The organism is Mesorhizobium sp. B2-4-17, from assembly GCF_006441275.1.
Taxonomy (GTDB): domain Bacteria; phylum Pseudomonadota; class Alphaproteobacteria; order Rhizobiales; family Rhizobiaceae; genus Mesorhizobium.
The window spans coordinates 1-15,765 of the sequence record NZ_VFUX01000057.1; the positions used below are offsets into that span (position 1 = coordinate 1).

At 62.0% G+C, this 15,765-nt stretch carries 19 protein-coding genes and 1 other RNA gene; 10 read left to right on the top strand and 10 right to left on the bottom strand.

Translation table 11 applies throughout. From position 1 onward, the window contains the following. The coding region (locus FJ548_RS28985; protein WP_210242714.1) for an arginine deiminase family protein at nt 1-808 on the top strand (808 nt) is incomplete at its 5' end. Between the two features lie 39 nt (nt 809-847). Here FJ548_RS28985 and FJ548_RS28990 read toward each other — a convergent pair. The 6 genes from FJ548_RS28990 to FJ548_RS29015 all read right to left on the bottom strand — a co-directional run bounded on the left by FJ548_RS28990 (nt 848) and on the right by FJ548_RS29015 (nt 5,425). Next, the gene (locus FJ548_RS28990; protein ID WP_140779687.1) at nt 848-2,404 is read right to left on the bottom strand and encodes a CoF synthetase; all 1,557 of its coding nucleotides are present in this window, start codon (nt 2,402-2,404) and stop codon (nt 848-850) included. Next, nucleotides 2,395-3,438, bottom strand: coding sequence for a hypothetical protein (locus tag FJ548_RS28995; RefSeq protein ID WP_140699937.1), 1,044 nt, complete (start codon nt 3,436-3,438; stop codon nt 2,395-2,397). The genes FJ548_RS28990 and FJ548_RS28995 overlap by 10 nt, the downstream gene beginning before the upstream one ends. Nucleotides 3,439-3,579: 141 nt before the next feature. Beyond that, on the bottom strand, nt 3,580-3,837 hold the full coding sequence (locus tag FJ548_RS29000; protein ID WP_140607932.1) for a ribbon-helix-helix domain-containing protein: 258 nt from the start codon (nt 3,835-3,837) through the stop codon (nt 3,580-3,582). 10 nt (nt 3,838-3,847) lie between these two features. Further along, entirely contained in the window at nt 3,848-4,042 is a 195-nt protein-coding gene (locus FJ548_RS29005; RefSeq protein WP_140699942.1) for a DUF4169 family protein, read from the bottom strand. A gap of 11 nt (nt 4,043-4,053) precedes the next feature. Next, the gene (locus tag FJ548_RS29010) at nt 4,054-4,590 is read right to left on the bottom strand and encodes an SspB family protein (RefSeq protein ID WP_140699944.1); all 537 of its coding nucleotides are present in this window, start codon (nt 4,588-4,590) and stop codon (nt 4,054-4,056) included. Between the two features lie 145 nt (nt 4,591-4,735). Continuing rightward, nucleotides 4,736-5,425: a TetR/AcrR family transcriptional regulator gene (locus tag FJ548_RS29015; RefSeq protein ID WP_140779688.1), complete on the bottom strand. Its 690-nt coding sequence runs from the start codon at nt 5,423-5,425 to the stop codon at nt 4,736-4,738. Between the two features lie 186 nt (nt 5,426-5,611). Between FJ548_RS29015 and FJ548_RS29020 the strand changes: the two genes are divergently transcribed. After that, nucleotides 5,612-6,817 (top strand): multidrug effflux MFS transporter, encoded by a 1,206-nt coding sequence (locus FJ548_RS29020; RefSeq protein ID WP_140779689.1) that lies wholly within the window; start codon nt 5,612-5,614, stop codon nt 6,815-6,817. A 57-nt stretch (nt 6,818-6,874) separates the two neighbouring features. Here FJ548_RS29020 and FJ548_RS29025 read toward each other — a convergent pair whose 3' ends face one another. Both FJ548_RS29025 and ssrA read right to left on the bottom strand, forming a co-directional pair. Beyond that, nucleotides 6,875-7,429, bottom strand: coding sequence for an AAA family ATPase (locus FJ548_RS29025; RefSeq protein WP_140779690.1), 555 nt, complete (start codon nt 7,427-7,429; stop codon nt 6,875-6,877). A gap of 116 nt (nt 7,430-7,545) precedes the next feature. Continuing rightward, nucleotides 7,546-7,906: a transfer-messenger RNA gene (gene ssrA, locus FJ548_RS29030) on the bottom strand. A 165-nt stretch (nt 7,907-8,071) separates the two neighbouring features. On the opposite strand from ssrA, the gene FJ548_RS29035 reads away from it, so the two are divergent. Both FJ548_RS29035 and FJ548_RS29045 read left to right on the top strand, forming a co-directional pair. Beyond that, nucleotides 8,072-8,383, top strand: coding sequence for a DUF2853 family protein (locus FJ548_RS29035; protein WP_140607920.1), 312 nt, complete (start codon nt 8,072-8,074; stop codon nt 8,381-8,383). 349 nt (nt 8,384-8,732) lie between these two features. Next, nucleotides 8,733-9,527 carry a thymidylate synthase gene (locus tag FJ548_RS29045; RefSeq protein ID WP_140765978.1) on the top strand — a complete coding sequence of 265 codons (795 nt, stop codon included), beginning with the start codon at nt 8,733-8,735 and terminating at the stop codon, nt 9,525-9,527. Nucleotides 9,528-9,537: 10 nt separating this feature from the next. Here FJ548_RS29045 and FJ548_RS29050 read toward each other — a convergent pair whose 3' ends face one another. Continuing rightward, complete coding sequence (locus FJ548_RS29050; RefSeq protein WP_140779691.1) at nt 9,538-9,747, bottom strand: molybdopterin-binding protein; 210 nt, start codon at nt 9,745-9,747, stop codon at nt 9,538-9,540. Between the two features lie 172 nt (nt 9,748-9,919). Between FJ548_RS29050 and modA the strand changes: the two genes are divergently transcribed. The 4 genes from modA (at nt 9,920) to FJ548_RS29070 (ending at nt 12,986) form a co-directional block, all read left to right on the top strand. Further along, the gene (modA, locus tag FJ548_RS29055; protein ID WP_140779692.1) at nt 9,920-10,714 is read left to right on the top strand and encodes a molybdate ABC transporter substrate-binding protein; all 795 of its coding nucleotides are present in this window, start codon (nt 9,920-9,922) and stop codon (nt 10,712-10,714) included. 27 nt (nt 10,715-10,741) lie between these two features. Further along, complete coding sequence (modB, locus tag FJ548_RS29060) at nt 10,742-11,446, top strand: molybdate ABC transporter permease subunit (RefSeq protein ID WP_140607909.1); 705 nt, start codon at nt 10,742-10,744, stop codon at nt 11,444-11,446. Further along, nucleotides 11,443-12,555 carry a molybdenum ABC transporter ATP-binding protein gene (gene modC, locus FJ548_RS29065; protein ID WP_140779693.1) on the top strand — a complete coding sequence of 371 codons (1,113 nt, stop codon included), beginning with the start codon at nt 11,443-11,445 and terminating at the stop codon, nt 12,553-12,555. The genes modB and modC overlap by 4 nt, the downstream gene beginning before the upstream one ends. A gap of 89 nt (nt 12,556-12,644) precedes the next feature. Beyond that, nucleotides 12,645-12,986 carry a winged helix-turn-helix domain-containing protein gene (locus FJ548_RS29070; protein WP_140779695.1) on the top strand — a complete coding sequence of 114 codons (342 nt, stop codon included), beginning with the start codon at nt 12,645-12,647 and terminating at the stop codon, nt 12,984-12,986. 154 nt (nt 12,987-13,140) lie between these two features. Here FJ548_RS29070 and cobF read toward each other — a convergent pair whose 3' ends face one another. After that, nucleotides 13,141-13,902, bottom strand: a complete 762-nt coding sequence (cobF, locus tag FJ548_RS29075) for a precorrin-6A synthase (deacetylating) (protein WP_140779696.1) — start codon at nt 13,900-13,902, stop codon at nt 13,141-13,143. A gap of 125 nt (nt 13,903-14,027) precedes the next feature. On the opposite strand from cobF, the gene FJ548_RS29080 reads away from it, so the two are divergent. Then, entirely contained in the window at nt 14,028-15,047 is a 1,020-nt protein-coding gene (locus FJ548_RS29080) for a DUF4424 domain-containing protein (RefSeq protein WP_140779698.1), read from the top strand. Then, complete coding sequence (locus tag FJ548_RS29085) at nt 15,047-15,565, top strand: dihydrofolate reductase (RefSeq protein WP_140779699.1); 519 nt, start codon at nt 15,047-15,049, stop codon at nt 15,563-15,565. Before FJ548_RS29080 ends, FJ548_RS29085 begins: the two co-directional genes overlap by 1 nt. Nucleotides 15,566-15,765: the final 200 nt, after the last annotated feature.

Genomic DNA, 15,765 nt, shown 5'->3' on the forward strand with positions numbered 1-15,765 from the left:
GCTCTACACCGAATACGACGCCTTCGCCGCTTTGCTGGGAACGCATGTCGAAACACTTTATCTCGATGATGTGATTGGCGACCACGAGCCGTTTCATGCCGAGGCGGCAAACAATCCCAATCTCATTTTCATGCGCGACAGTTCGGTGACGTTACCCTGGGCGCCCGACAAATTCATCCCGACCCGCCCGGCCTTGCCAAGCCGCGCCCGCGAAGCGGTCGTGGTCAGCGCCGCGCTGCAAAGACTTGGCATGAGCCCGCTCACGCAGTTCGAGCACGACGAATATCTGGAAGGCGGTGACGTGCTTCCGGTGACCTTCAACGACAAGCGCGTCCTGCTCGTCGGGTTCGGGGTACGCACGACCAAGGCGGCCGCGATAAAACTGGCGCTCGATCTGATCCCGCAGCATGTCGACTATGTCATCGGCCTCTCGCACGATCCTGAGCTGCTTCATCTGGATACCGGGTTCACCGTCCTACCTGAAAAGGTGATCCTGGCCGCGGCCGGAATGTTCGGCGCCGGGTTCCTTATCGATGAGGAACGCAGGCTGAGCGCCGTCAATCCGCTGGCCTATGCCGAGGCGTTGGGCTGCTCGATCATTCGCTGCAACAAGGCCGATGCGATCGCCCACGAGCGGTGCAATCTGCTGCCGCTTGGCAACCGTCGCTACCTCGCCTTCGATCTTCCCGGCGAGTTGAAGGCTGTTCTCGAAAAGGCAGCCGGCATCCGCATCGATGTCGTCAAGGGCACCGAGATCGCCAAGGCGACCGGCGGCGTTCACTGCCTTACCCGGCCGCTCTACATCTAGGAATATCCAGAACTTGCCGAGACTGCTTGAACGGGCGCCTCAAAGCTTGTCGTAGGTTATTTTGGAAGCGACATACTCATTCTTGAGCCGCCGCTGGCCACCTTCGAATGGTCCGGTGTTGAAGGCATATATTTTGAGCTCCGGCATGTTTTCAGGGGTCGCCGTGCGTTTCCAGGCATTCAGGAAATCGCCGTTCATTGCTGCCAGTTTGGTGAAGACCGTATCTTGCAGCGTCTCGATGGGATGGGCGAAGACAGCGGCGTCGACGAGCTCGATGGCGACCTCCATGCGCTTGTTGTGCGCTGCGTCCTCATAAGAGATCAGCCGGAAGGTGCTCAGCACCGGTGCCAGAATATCGAGGCTGAACAGGATTTCTCGAAGGCTGTCAGGGGTAACCTTGGCGCCGTAGTATTCGATGGACATGTCCGAGCGGCCATAGATGAACAGCAGCGGCAGGTCGAGATTGCGGTTGCTTGCCCTCAGGATATCCTCGCGGCCAAGTCTTTTGAGAATGCGCCTGAGGTCCCCGAAACGCAGCACATGCCCGCGATCGCGGATGTTGTAACGGATTTTGGGTGAGATGTTGTAGGGCCGCGAAATCGTCGCCACCAATTCGCCCTTGGCGTTTTCCTCCAGATGGTAGGCAAGCGGATTGTACTGGAAGATCATCGGTGTGACGCCGTAGCCAACCCGGATAATGGCTTCGCGCAACCGCTCATCCGTCAGAAGCGCGCGCCGCAGATTGATGGTGAGTTCGCTCTCGAGCGCCATGTTGACCTCAAGGTCGGAGGCGCCGTAGCTGCCAACCACGCGGTGGAATTTCTTGAGCAGATAGCCGCGCAGGCTCTCCGACACGCCTTCGCCGCCGAAGGCCGCATCGATGGTAAATTTGGACCAGTCAAGTCGCGGATCGTCGGCGAGCGTCTTGAGGAAAGGCGGATAGCCCATGACCACGTAACGAAAACGAGGGCCGAATTCGTGGATCGTGTTGATGATCTTATCGAGATTGGGACCCGTCGATTTGAGGATCGTGGTGTCGCTGAGCGAAATCGCGACGTTCATCCCGGTTGCCCATGCGCCGAGCGCGAAGGCGTTGAGGATGAAGATGGTTTCGCCCTCGCCGGTGATACGATGGAACGTCATCTGCATCATGCGGGTGGTGATCCGTCGCTCGGTCCTGCCGCGAACCCAGCTTGTCGGCGTGCCGCTGCTGCCGGAGGATTCATCGACGGTGACACCCGTAGACGGCAAGATGCCCCCCAGGACCCGCTCTTCCTGGCTGTACTTGCGGACGTAGGATTCCTTGTCCATCTCGGGGATCGACGTGAGGTCGGGCTTGGTGACGTGATCGAGCAGAATCTCAGGCTTGCCGCCGAGAGAATCGATATAGGCGCGGTAGGCCGGCACCCGATCGTAGGCGTGGTAGAAATTGGCCCAGGCGCGCCAGGCGCCCAAACCCCAGCGCACGCGCTCGAAGCCGGGAACGAGCAGGAGCCTGTAGGCGTGGCGCGACGACGCAAAGGCGCCTTCAACCAGATTGACCACTGCAACCAGGAACAGGAAGAACGGCCGTGCCAGATGTTTCATCAACCGCATAGCACGATGTCCTCGAAGGGTAGCCTGTTGCTGATCGGCGGAGCCTCGCTCCTGCCCAGTCGCAGCAGCAACCAGACCATGTCGGTTCCGCCTTTTTCATCGGGCATGCCGAAATAGCGGATCATGTTGAGGCGCGCCTCGTCCGATGTGATCACGGAGCCATATGGCTGCCAGTAGTAGCCGTGGCGGGCCACAATCAACCACAGACGGATCATGGTGATGCCGGCGCGATACCAGTCGTCGATGCCGACATAGGGACCCCGCAGCCAGCCGATGGTGCCGACGCCCTTCATGCTGCGTGCGTAGAGAAAACTGACCAGGCTGCGTATGCCCGGCATGGTCCAGAACCGCGGCCTGCTGAAGAAGCTGTGCAACAGCGGACCCGAGAAGCCGAGACAGCGTGCCGACAGTCCGTCGCCGGTGATGTCTTCTTCGCGGCCACTGAAGCGCAGCCAGCGCACCAACTCCAGGCGGATCGGGTCGTTCAGCATGTCATGGAACAGGGCCTGACGGTTGAGCTCGATGACCCAGTCGATGGCTTCATGGTCGCTTCGCGATTCGAAGCTGTGGCCGGTATGCCGCGCTTCCGTTCGCAGGTCGGCCAGCAATTGCTCGGAGATCGGGTACCCATCGTAAGGCAATCGTGATGTATGCCGATCGAGGATCAGCGCAGGATCAAAATCCGCGATGGGCCCGGAAGCTTGCCGAAGGGTCAAGCGGGCGATCGTCTGAGGTGTTTCGGTGTCGTTGTCGGGATACATCGGCGAGAAGTGAGTTTCCCGATCGAGCTCAAATCCCAAGCCGTGCGCCGCGATCGAACAGATTTCGACGAAGATGCCGGCCGTGAGCCAGGTAAAGCGGCCATGTGGATCGGCGACCCAGAGCCCGCGGCGCGGGAGAAAGATGACGTCTGCCTCGCTGTCGCTGCGGATGCGAAGCCGGAATGGCTGGGTGTTGTGGGGGCTTGGGCAACTGACTGCATAGCGGGCGATGTCCAGCCATGCCGCGCCCGTAGGCGCTTTGATCGGTTTCAAGACTACCCCCAGTTACCAAGTAAACTCGGGGTACCGTAGCGAAGAATTGATACCGAAATGTGAGCGGCGGTGGCTAACAAATCCTATCCGCGATCGGAAACTTAAGGCGGGCGACATCATTGTGTTGCCACGCCCCGGCATTCAACGCGGTTCCATTGATGTATTTCTTGTTGGCGTGCTGGCTGTGCCGTGCTTCGCCCACGCCAGTACATGGAGCCTGAGCGCCGAGGACAGGTTGGTGTCGCGAGGCCGGGCCTCGTCGACTTCAGCGACAAGCGCGGCGAGTGTCAGCTTTCTCTCCGCGGCAATGGCGACGAGATCGTCATAGAAGGGTTTTTCGAGGGAATAGCTGGTGCGGTGGCCGCGAATGGTCACCGAGCGCTTTTCGACGACGCTCACGGCCAAACGCTCATTGTTCGTCGCTGCCGGAGGGGTCGAGGCGATGGCCGGCGATAAATTTCTCGGCCTTGTCGGCAATCAGCCGGTCGCGCTGCCTGTCCGCCTTGGACCGGCCGTGCAGCGCCCGGTTCTGTTCAGCAACGCGCGCCTTGTTGTCCCGCGCCTTCTGCTTGCGAGCCTGGCGGAGATTGACGATGTCGGCCATGGCCCGCGAGCCTATTTCTTGCGGAAGGCGTCGAGCGAAACCACTTCGGCGCCCTTGGTACCGGCGTCAGCCGCGGCGGGCTTCTTCTCCGGTTCGGCTGCGGCCTTCTTCTCGGCTTTCGGCTTCTTCTCCGTGACGATGGTCAGCGGCTCGGGGGCCGGCTGGGCCGGTTCCTCGTCGGGCTGCGCGTCGGTCTTGACGTCGAATTCGAGTTCGAAATTGACCGAGGGATCGTAGAAGCCGCGCACGGCCGAGAACGGGATCTCGAGTTTCTCCGGCACGTCGGAGAACGACAGGCCGACCTCGAAGCCGGTGTCGGTCACCTTCAGGTCCCAGTACTGGAACTGGATGACGATGGTCATCTGCTCGGGGTAGCGCTCGCGCAGGCGCGACGATACGCGCACGCCAGGCGCGCCAGTCAGGAAGGTGATGAAGAAGTGGTGATTGCCGGGGAGGCCGGTGCGCGCGACTTCGGCCAGGACCTTGCGCATGACGCCGCGCAACGCCTCCTGGGCCAGAATGTCGTAGCGGATGTGGTCGTCGGCCATGTGGTGGTCGGGTTCCGTTGAATCGTCCGTATAGCTGTAATCAAGCTTGAGCGCGGCGTAAACCGCATATAGACCGCAGCCGCGTCGAAGCGAGGACTATTGGCGACGATTTGATCGGCGAAGCCGGCTTCATCAATCGCAAATGTTATGCGCTGGCCAGCGCGCTTTGCTTTTTGACGCTGCTCGGGGAAGGACGCTTGCCGAAAGCACGCAGGAAAGTGCGCACGCCATTGGTCGCCGATTGCACCACCTCGTCCTCGCGCGGCGTGCCGCCGAGCATGAAGGTGGTCTGCAGTTCGGCATTGACCAGGCCGAGGAACTGGCGCGCCGCGACATCGGGGTCCTCGATTGCGAGATAGCCGCCATAAGCGAGGCGGGCGAAGCGGGCGGCGATTGCCGGCCATGTCCTGCCCGGACCCTGTTCGCGCCACTCGGCAAACAATTCGGGATAGCGCTCGCCTTCGGTCTGGATCAGCTTGCGCAGGAATTTTCCGTCGCGGTTGCAGATGCAGTTCTGGTTCAAACGGACGGCAAAGCCGATCAGGTCGGCTTCGAGATCCCCGGGCTGATCGGGGAAGGTGGCAATGGTGGCGAAGATGCCGCCGTTGCAGCGCTCGGTAAGGTCGCGCACCACGGCCATGAAGAGCTTCTCCTTGTCGCCATGGTGATTGTAGACAGTCTGGCGCGACACGCCTGCCTCGGCGGCGATCAGGTCGATATTGGCGCCGGCGAAGCCCTCGCGGCAGAATACGCCGGCCGCAGCTCCAACGATCGACAGCCTCTTGGCCTCGTGGCCGCGTGGCGGGAAAGTGTCAGGAGAAACGCCTAATCTCATCGAAATCTATATAGGAGTGATTGACGATTTGGACAAGCCTGTCTAAATTTGTGGGCATAAGATAAAAGGGATTTCATCCCGAAGCGGATATTTTCGTGCTTGGGGAGTCGGAATCTTACGGGATGGAACGTCCTAGGGTTACGTGCTGCTTCGGCGCGGCAACCAGATTCGAAAGAAGCCAATATCATGAGTCCCAAATTCCTCCGCATCGCGGTCGTGCTTGGCCTGTTGTCCGCCATCGGCCCGTTCGCGATCGACATGTATCTTCCCGCTTTGCCGTCGATCGGCGAGGATCTGCATGCCAGCACCGCCGCCGTGCAGATGAGCCTGCTGATCTTCTTCCTGTCGATGGGGTTTGGCCAGATCGTCGTCGGGCCGATCTCCGACATGGTCGGCCGCAAGCTGCCGCTCTATGGCGGTTTGGCGCTGTTCATGGTCGGTGGCATCGGCTCGGCAATGAGCCCGACCATCGAGTGGTTGATCGCCTTCCGCTTCCTGCAAGGGCTTGGCGCCAGTGCCGGCATGGCCGTGCCGCGCGCCATCGTGCGCGATCTGCACACCGGCAACGAGGCCGCCAAGCTGATGTCGTTGCTGATGCTGGTGTTTTCGGTGTCGCCGATCCTGGCGCCGCTGACCGGCAGCCAGATCATCGAGAATTTCGGCTGGCGCGCCGTCTTCTGGACGGTGACCGGCGCGGCGGCCCTTGCCACTATTTTGCTCGCGACCTCGCTCAAGGAGACGCGGCCGGCGGAAGAACGCCTTGGCTCCTCCTCTGGCACCGCCCTTGCCGGCTACCGCTTCCTGATGGGCGACCGCAACTTCCTTGGCCTGGTGGCGATCGCCGGCTTCGGCATTGCGAGCTTCTTCGTCTATCTGTCGAGCTCATCCTTCATCCTGATCGACCACTACGGGCTGTCGCCTTCGGTCTACAGCGTGTTCTTCTCGATCAACGCGGTGGCCTTCATCGGCATGTCGCAGCTGACGGGGCTGCTGGCCGAGCGCTTCGGGCTGCGGCGCGTGGTGCGCGTCGCGGTGACGGGCTATGCGACCACGATGGTGGTGCTGCTGGCGGTGATGGCGACGGGTGTCGACCGGCTCGACGTGATGGCAGCCTTGCTGTTCGTCGGCTACGGCTTCCTCGGCCTGGTCATCCCCACCACTTCGGTGCTGGCCATGGAAGAGCATGGGGAGATCGCCGGCACTGCTTCGGCGCTGATGGGCACGCTGCACTTCGCCATCGGCGCGCTGGCGATGGGCGTTGCCGGCGTGTTCTTCGACGGCACGCCGCTGCCGATGGTCGCCGGCATCACGCTCTGCGCGGTGATTTCGTTCACGCTGGCCAAAGTCACGCTCGGCCGCTCGCGCGAAGCGGTCGAGGCGCCTGCGGAATAAGCAGCCGCAAACGCACGAAAAAGGCCGGGTTCGTCCCGGCCTTTTTCATGTCCGCTTTCATGTCTGGAGCCCCGCCTCGTCAAGGATGAAGCGAACACGCTCTTCGACCGGCACAAGCGGCAGGGGCACCAGTTCGTAGCCGAGTTCGGCGTAGCCGCCAGCCACCGAGTCATGGGTGCGTCTGGCCTGGTCCAGCGTCTGCTTGCGCTCTTTATCCTGCACGAAGATTTCCGGCCATGGCGGTGCGATGAAGACACGGCGCGCATAACGGAATTTCTCCGCCGCATTGACGAGGTGATCCGGCACCGGCAGGCCGCAAAGCCTGAGGTAGCCGACCGTGTCCGGCACGCCGCGATCGAAGAAAACCGGACCGGCCTCGGAGTGCGCGGCATGCCAGGAACGCAGTTCCCATAACAGCATCAGTTCGGCAAAGAGCGCACGGTCCTGCCAGGGCAGGGCGGGACCGCCGATCGCCATCTGGTCGCGAATGATGCCGCGCCCGGCTTCCGGCGCCGTCGCAAACCCAGCCTGTCTCAGCGCCTCGATCAAAGTGGTCTTGCCGGAGCCCGGGCCGCCGGTCAGCACGAAGAATCGATCGGAATCGTTCTGCATCTCTTTGTCCATTGAGAAGGGTACGCGACGCGGCGGCTTCGCGGCCAGCAGGTCGAGCGAAGTCCGGACAGCAAGAGCCTTGCCGTCGTGCGTGACGCATATTGAAGGAGGGGAGAAGTGGAGGTTTCTGTTGCCAGGTACCTCCGAACCCCGCCTAGAAGTGCGAACCCCTAGGGCTTGATTTGAAGCTATCGCACTGCATTAAGCAGCGAGACGTGCTTCCGCATAGTTGTCGTTGGCAACTATAAGTTTAGCCCGATAACGGTGGTACAATGCCGGGCAAAAGTACGATCTTTACACCTTCGTCGATCCTATTTCGCCCCCAGCAAAAACCGCTCTGTCGTCAACAGCGGCTTTTGGTGGAGGCGCCGGGTACCGCCCCCGGGTCCGAACGGCTTATTTCATCGCCTGTTTATCGCCATAGTCGGTCAAGCCGACAAAACGAATATAGGGGGCGTTTCGCTGAAATGAAAGGCCGCAATGGGGCTTTGTCCCTGTGTCAAATTGCGACGGCAAGGGTTGACTTGGGCACGGTCTCAACCGAAGCTTTGCGGGCGGTGAGGAGTTACCGACTAGCGCACGAGTTGCGAAGCGCCACAGCCCTCATCGATCGGATCCGTGGCGCCGACGAGGGGAATTTTGATGGCCGACTATCTTGCGGATGTGAAGAAATACGACGCGGGCGCCAGCGCCGACGCCGTCGAAAAGATCGTCAAGCATCTGGGTATTGCGCTGAGGAACCGCGACTCCTCGCTGGTGTCCTGCACCGATCCGAAAGAGCTTGAGCGCGTAAAGGAGAGCTGGGTTGCCAAGAAGCTCGGGGTTAGCGACGGGGCGAAAGCCGACGCCGCGATTGAGAAAACCTGCAAGGCAATGCATGCGGACCACAGCAAGGGCCGGGTGACCTTCTATTATCTGGTGGCCAAGGAACTGGGCAAGCTCGGCTCGCTTTGACGGTCGTGTCGGTTCGCCAAACCGGTGCGGCAGGACAGGTTTGTTTTTCACTTCACCACGCGCCAGCGCTGCCCCTCATCTGGCTGCCGCCATCTTCTCCCCGTATAGTGACGGGGAGAAGGACGCTGCGATTGCCGGTTTTGCCAATTGCCAGCATTGCGAAGAGCGCGGTGTTGCAACTAGCCTCTTTCTCCCCGTCACTTTACGGGGAGAAATGCCCGGCAGGGCAATGAGGGGCGGCGCCGACGCTGGGAGGAGTGGTGGTGCCAGCAACGCTGACATCGTTTTGAGTGTTCGGCCGCCTGTCTGGCAGCTATAATGCCTGAACTTTCGAATCGAGCCGGAACCGATGCGCCAGTATCTCGACCTCCTGCAGCATGTGCTGGAAAACGGCGCCGATCGCGGCGACCGCACCGGTACCGGCACGCGCTCCGTCTTCGGCTACCAGATGCGGTTCGACCTCTCGCGCGGCTTTCCGGTCACCACCACCAAGAAGCTGCATTTGAAGTCGATCATCCATGAACTCCTGTGGTTCCTGGCCGGCGACACCAACATCAAATACCTGACCGACCACGGCGTTACGATCTGGGACGAATGGGCGGATGAGAATGGGGATCTCGGCCCGGTCTACGGCAAGCAGTGGCGTTCCTGGCCGGATGGCCATGGCGGTTCGATCGACCAGATCGCCAATCTTCTGAAAGAGATACGCCGTAATCCTCAATCGCGGCGGCTGATCGTTTCGGCCTGGAATCCGGCCGAGGTGGAGGCGATGGCGCTGCCACCTTGCCACTGCCTGTTCCAGTTCTATGTGTCCGAAGGCCGGCTTTCCTGCCAGCTTTACCAGCGTTCGGCCGATATCTTCCTCGGCGTGCCGTTCAACATCGCGTCTTACGCGCTGCTGACCATGATGGTGGCGCAGGTGACCGGGCTGAAGCCGGGCGATTTCGTCCACACGCTCGGCGACGCGCATCTCTATTCCAACCATTTCGAACAGGCGCGCGAACAGCTGCGGCGCACGCCGAGGGCGCTGCCGACGATGTGGATCAACCCGGAGGTGAAGGACCTGTTCGCCTTCCGCTTCGAGGATTTCCGCCTGGAAAACTACATCGCCGATGCGTCGATCAAGGCGCCGATCGCGGTGTGAGCCACCAGGCTCAATCGATCGCCACCATGACGTCCGAAGCCTTGATGACGGCGTAAGCCGGCTTGCCCGCCTGGGGCTTGAGGTCGGCCACGGCTTCGTTGGTGATCGAGGCCGTCACGATGGCGTCGCCGCCAATGTCGATCCTGACATGCGAGGTGGTGGCTCCCTCGACGATCTCGATGATCGTTCCCTTGAGAAGGTTGCGGGCGCTGATCTTCATGCGGTCAACTCTTTTGCTTTTCGCTGTATCCAAACCAGCCCTATCGTAGGTCGGCCCGACGCCCGCGTGCAATGCCGCCGTCGGGTGAAACGTCTTCCCTTGTTATGTTCAAACGGATATATCGATCGGCAGGCCAAGAGCCGATCGGATTTCAAACCAGGGAGAGTTTTCGATGACGCGCGAAGGTTTCGGATCGAGGGCGATCGCCATTGGCGGTTTTGCGGCGGCACTGATGGCCACGGTGCCGGCGGCACACGCGCAAGACAAGGTCGTGGTGTTCGCAGCGGCCAGCCTCAAGGATGCGCTCGACGCGGTGAACAAGGCCTGCGAGGCCGATGTCGGCGAGGTCGCGACGGTGTCCTACGCCGCGAGTTCGGCGCTGGCCAAGCAGATCGAGGGCGGGGCACCGGCCGACGTGTTCATCTCGGCCGACCTCGACTGGATGAAGTATCTCTCCGACAAGAAGCTGACCAGGCCCGACACCGAAGTGAAGCTGCTCGGCAATGAAATCGTGCTGGTGGCACCAAGCGATTCGACGGTCGAAGCCAAGATCGAGAAGGGGTTCGACCTGGCCAGGCTGGTTGGCGATGGCAAGCTCGCCATGGGTGATTTCAAGGCGGTGCCTGCCGGCAAATACGGCAAGGCCGCGCTGGAATCGCTCGGCGTCTGGTCCTCTGTCGAGGGCAAGGTGGCGCAGGCCGAGAATGTCCGCGCAGCCCTGAAGCTGGTTTCGATCGGCGAAGCGGCGCTGGGCATCGTCTACGCCACCGACGCGCATGCCGAAAAAGGCGTCAGGGTGGTCGGCACCTTCCCGGAGGATTCGCATGCGCCGATCATCTATCCGGTTGCCCAGACCGCCGATTCGAAGGACAAGGACACGCCGGCCTTCCTGAAGTGCCTGCAGTCGGCCAAGGCCGGCGCGCTCTTCAAGGAGCAGGGCTTCACGGTGCTCACCCCGAGCAACTGAGTTTCGAAAAGGACCTGATGCCTCGACATGACCTGGCTGCTGGACCTCACTCCCGACGAATGGAATGCGGTCCGGCTGTCCATCAAGGTGGCGACTGTCGCGATGCTCGCCAGCCTGCCGCCCGGTATAGCGATCGCGCTGCTGCTTGCCCGGAGCCAGTTCTGGGGCAAGACGCTGCTCAATGGCGTGGTTCACCTGCCGCTGATCCTGCCGCCTGTCGTGACCGGCTATCTCTTGCTTTTGACTTTCGGCAAGCGCGGCCCGGCCGGAGCCTTCCTGGCCGACCATTTCGGCCTCGTCTTTTCGTTCCGCTGGACAGGTGCGGCACTCGCCTGCGGTGTCATGGGCTTTCCGCTGATGGTGCGGGCGATCCGGCTGTCGATCGAGGCGGTGGACCGCAAGATGGAAGCGGCGGCGGGAACACTCGGCGCCAATCCTTTGTGGGTGTTCGGCACCATCACGCTGCCGCTGATCTTGCCCGGGCTGATCGCCGGCGCCATCCTGGCCTTCGCCAAGGCGATGGGCGAGTTCGGTGCGACCATCACCTTCGTCTCCAACATCCCCGGCGAGACGCAGACGCTGCCGTCGGCGATCTACACTTTCACGCAGGTGCCGGGCGGCGATGAGGGCGCGCTGCGGCTGACGCTGATTTCGATTGTCATTTCGATGGCGGCACTGGTCGCCTCGGAAGTGCTGGCGCGGCGGGTCGGCCGGCGGATGGATATCGAATGAGCGTCCTCGTCGATATCCGCCATCGGCTCGGCGATTTCGCCATCGACGTCCGCTTCGAAAGCGCCGGGCGGCTGACGGCGCTGTTCGGGCCGTCCGGTTCGGGCAAGACGACGCTGATCAACATGATCGCCGGGTTGATCCGGGCCGACAAGGGGCGCATCGAGGTCGAGGACCGGGTGCTGGTCGACACCGATGCCGGCATTTTCGTGCCGAAGCACAAACGCCGTATCGGCATGGTGTTTCAGGACGCGCGCCTGTTTCCGCACATGAGCGTGATGAGCAATCTGCGCTATGGCCGCTGGTTCACGCCGGCAAAGGAGCGCTACGCCGACATGGAGGCCATTGTCGAATTGCTCGGCATCGGCCCGCTGCTCGGGCGACGGCCGGCAAAGCTTTCGGGCGGCGAAAAGCAACGTGTGGCGATCGGACGGGCGTTGCTGGCCAGCCCCAGATTGCTGCTCATGGACGAGCCGCTGGCTTCGCTCGACGAGGCGCGCAAGGCCGAGATCCTGCCCTATATCGAGCGGCTGCGCGACGAGACGAAGATCCCGATCGTCTATGTCAGCCATTCGGTCGCCGAAGTGGCGCGGTTGGCCAGCGATGTGGTGATGCTGGCGCAGGGCAAGGTCGTTGCCTCAGGTCCGACCGAGGCTGTCATGCAAAGGCTCGACCTGTTGCCGGCCGAAGAGCGCGGCGAGGGCGGTGCGGTTCTGGATACTAAAGTGCTGCGTCACGACGAGGCTTTCGGCATGACCGTGCTCGGCTCGGCCGCCGGGGAGATCCGCGTGCCGCGCCTTGCAATGAAGCCCGGAGCGCCTGTGCGTATCCGCATTCGTGCTCGCGATGTGATGATCGCGACGGAGGAACCAACGGGCCTCAGCGCGCTCAACATTCTGCCCGGCATGATCGTGGCGATCAATCCGGGCGAGGGGCCGACAGTCGAGATCGGCATCGATTGCCATGGCGCGACCGTGCTGGCCCGGATCACCGAACAGTCGCGGCAGGCGCTGAGGCTGCGGCTTGGCGGCAAGGTTTTCGCGGTGGTCAAGACAGTGAGTTTCGATCGCGCCAACACCAGCGCCGGCTTGCCGCTCGAGGCGCATGGCTGACAGGGGCGGCGAGCGCCGCTATATTGTTTTGGAATAACGATATCACCCAAGCAGTTCCGACAGGCTGGCGTGATCGCGGAGAAGCAAAAATGCCGTCGCTGAGCTTGCGGATAAATCTCGATCCCGACGGGCGAATCGGTCCGGGCAAGATCGAACTCCTGGAGCAGATTGCCGCTTTCGGCTCGATTTCGGCCGCCGCGCGCGGCATGGAGATGTCCTACAAGCATGCCTGGGATCTGGTCGAGGACATGAACCGGGTGTTCGGCAAGCCGCTGGTTTCGGCGCAGACCGGTGGCCGCAAGGGCGGCGGTGCGCAGCTGACGTCCGTTGGCCTTGCGGTGGTCAGCCGCTTTCGAGCCATCGAACGCGCGGCGACCGCCGCGGCGGGCACGCATATGGAGGCATTGCAGGCGGAGATTGATGAGGGGTAGGCATTAGGCAGTAGGCAGTAGGCAGTAGGCAGTAGGCAGTAGGGTGGCAGCACCGTTCTCGACGGTCGGAGCTTTTTGTTCGAACAGATGACTTACTTCACTTCGGGAATATCATTCCCTACTGCCTACTGCCTACTGCCTACTGCCTACTGCCTCATTCCGGCTTGCGCAGAAGATAGGTGTCCATGATCCAGCCCTTCTTTCGGCGGGCGTCCTCGCGGACTTTTTCGATCTCGGCGCCGACATCGCCGAGATGGCCGGAGACGATGATCTCGTCCGGCGTGCCGAGATAGGCGCCCCACTGGATGAAGACATCCTTGTCGGTAAGCGTGTTGAAGGCGCATTTGCCGTCGAGCATGACCACCGCCGAGCCGGCATTTTCCGGCAAGCCTTCCTCGGTCAGTCGACGGCCGGTGGTGATCAGGACGGAATCGCCGATACGGTTCAGTGCTGTTTTGTGGCTGGCTGCAAGCGCCTGGATGGCTGTGATGCCGGGGATGACGTCCAGTTCGAAGACGACATTGCCTCGCAGGCGCACCCGCTCCAGGATGCGCAGTGCGCTGTCGTAGAGCGAGGGATCGCCCCAGATCAGGAATGCGCCGCAGCCGTCGTCGCCGAGCTCGTCGCCGATCAAGCCTTCATAGATGGCGGCGATGGCTTCGTGCCAGTCGTCGACTGTCGAGCGGTAGGAGGACGTCGGCTCGGCGCGCACCGGCATGTCGAACTCGACCCGGCGTGACTTGGGGTTGGTGACGAAGCGGTCGCAGATCTCGCGCCGCAGCTCGGCCAGGTCGTTCTTGTCAGCCCCTTTGTCGGGGATGAACAGCACGTCGGCTCGGTTCAGACCTGATATGGCCTGCACGGTCAGGTGGTCGGGATTGCCGGCGCCGATGCCGATGACGAGAAGTTTGCGCATGGAGCGAACTCCTGCCCGATCGGAACCTGATAGTCCAGACCGGCGTGCCTCGGATGCGGAAGGGCTTTGAAACGCCACGTCGAAACGGCTAGGGTCATCCAGGCATTCCAGCCGAGGGGGCTTCGATCTTGCGATATGTTCTGGCCGTAGCGTTGGCGTTTTCAATCGCGCCTGCCTTTGCCAACGACTCGATCGCCGAACTCGGCACTGGCGGCCTGATCCTGTCGCGCAGCGACGCCGTGGCGATGCAAAGCGAGGACCTCTTCATCTCGCCGGAAAAGGTGGCAGTCGACTACGTCTTCCACAACAACACCGACAAGGACGTTGACGCGATCGTCGCCTTCCCGATGCCCGACATCTCGGGCGATCCGGAGGAGATGCCGGCGATCCCCGAAAACCAGAGCGACAATTTCCTCGGCTTCGAGGTGACGATCGACGGTGCCGCGGCAAAACCGCAGCTCGAGCAGAAGGTGTTTGCGCTCGGCATCGACATCAGTGCCGACCTCAAGGCGCAGAATGTGCCGTTCAATCCGTTCGGCAACGCGGCCAAAGCGGCACTGGCGAAGCTGCCGCAGGCGGTTGCTCGGGACTGGGAGAGCCGCGGCATCATCATCGAGGATCCGGAGGCGGACAGCGGCCCGGGCGCCACCCCAGCCTACACACCCTTCTGGCAATTGCGCTCGACCTATTGGTGGCGCTCGACCTTTCCGGCGAACAAGGACGTTCATGTCTCGCACCGCTACAAGCCCAGCGTCGGCGGTACGTCTTCGGTCAGTTTCTTCTACGACGGCAAGTTCCAGGGGCAGTACGCGGCCTACAAGACCCGCTACTGCATGGACGACGCGTTCGAGAATGCGGTGCGAGAGGCCGCCAAGGACAATGCGGACGGCTATCCCCGGCATTACGAGCGCCGTATCGCCTATATCCTGACCACCGGCGGCAACTGGGCGGCCGGCACTATCGGCAAGTTCAAGCTGACCGTCGACAAGGGCAATCCGAAAGCGCTGGTTTCGTTCTGTGGCGACAATGTCAAAAAGATCGGGCCGACGACCTTCGAGGTGACGGCGGACGATTTTTATCCCGAGCACGATATCGATATCCTGCTGCTCGAACCGTCGGACAGCAATGGCGGGGATGCGAACTGATGCACGTTGCGATCTACGTTGCCATCGCAGAGAATGGCGTGATCGGCCGGGACGGTGGATTGCCCTGGCGGCTCTCCACCGATCTCAAGCGTTTCAAGGCAGACACGATGGGCAAGCCCATCATCATGGGCCGCAAGACCTATGAGGGTATAGGCAGGCCATTGCCGGGCCGGCTGAACATCGTCGTCACGCGCGACAAGGCCTGGCGCGCCGAGGGCGCCGAGGTGGCGCATACGCTGGAAGCCGCGATTCAGCTGGCAACGGTGCGCGGACGCTGCATGGCTGGCGTGGACGAGGTCTGCGTTGTCGGCGGCGGCGAGATCTATGCCCAGGCGCTGCCGCTGGCGGACCGGCTGCACGTCACCCATGTGCTGGCCGCCGTCGACGGCGATGCGCATTTCCCGCCGATCGATCCAAAATCCTGGCGCGTGGTGAGCACGCAGGATGTTCCGGCCGGCGAAAAGGACAGCCATGCAACACGCTATACGGTCTACGAGCGCCGCAGCGAGATACTTTGAAAGACAAAAACGGTATTGAGGACGACAAAGGGTCGCTACCGGCCCAAAACGGATGAAGTCGCGGCGCATCGCGTTGAAAGCGCGCGGTGGCGTCCCTATAGAAGAACAACTGGATTTGCGCCGCAACGCCGGCGCTTGAGGGAATTCCAAGCGAAAGGACATTCATGCCCTGGAACGACAAGAGTGGCGGAGGCGGCGGC

Coding starts and splice junctions, on each gene's coding strand:
- FJ548_RS28990 (WP_140779687.1), bottom strand. CDS start 2,404: ATGCGGTTGATGAAACATCTGGCACGGCCGTTCTTCCTGTTCCTGGTT.
- FJ548_RS29005 (WP_140699942.1), bottom strand. CDS start 4,042: ATGGCCGACATCGTCAATCTCCGCCAGGCTCGCAAGCAGAAGGCGCGG.
- FJ548_RS29010 (WP_140699944.1), bottom strand. CDS start 4,590: ATGGCCGACGACCACATCCGCTACGACATTCTGGCCCAGGAGGCGTTG.
- FJ548_RS29015 (WP_140779688.1), bottom strand. CDS start 5,425: ATGAGATTAGGCGTTTCTCCTGACACTTTCCCGCCACGCGGCCACGAG.
- FJ548_RS29020 (WP_140779689.1), top strand. CDS start 5,612: ATGAGTCCCAAATTCCTCCGCATCGCGGTCGTGCTTGGCCTGTTGTCC.
- FJ548_RS29025 (WP_140779690.1), bottom strand. CDS start 7,429: ATGCAGAACGATTCCGATCGATTCTTCGTGCTGACCGGCGGCCCGGGC.
- FJ548_RS29035 (WP_140607920.1), top strand. CDS start 8,072: ATGGCCGACTATCTTGCGGATGTGAAGAAATACGACGCGGGCGCCAGC.
- FJ548_RS29045 (WP_140765978.1), top strand. CDS start 8,733: ATGCGCCAGTATCTCGACCTCCTGCAGCATGTGCTGGAAAACGGCGCC.
- FJ548_RS29050 (WP_140779691.1), bottom strand. CDS start 9,747: ATGAAGATCAGCGCCCGCAACCTTCTCAAGGGAACGATCATCGAGATC.
- modA (WP_140779692.1), top strand. CDS start 9,920: ATGACGCGCGAAGGTTTCGGATCGAGGGCGATCGCCATTGGCGGTTTT.
- modB (WP_140607909.1), top strand. CDS start 10,742: ATGACCTGGCTGCTGGACCTCACTCCCGACGAATGGAATGCGGTCCGG.
- modC (WP_140779693.1), top strand. CDS start 11,443: ATGAGCGTCCTCGTCGATATCCGCCATCGGCTCGGCGATTTCGCCATC.
- FJ548_RS29070 (WP_140779695.1), top strand. CDS start 12,645: ATGCCGTCGCTGAGCTTGCGGATAAATCTCGATCCCGACGGGCGAATC.
- cobF (WP_140779696.1), bottom strand. CDS start 13,902: ATGCGCAAACTTCTCGTCATCGGCATCGGCGCCGGCAATCCCGACCAC.
- FJ548_RS29085 (WP_140779699.1), top strand. CDS start 15,047: ATGCACGTTGCGATCTACGTTGCCATCGCAGAGAATGGCGTGATCGGC.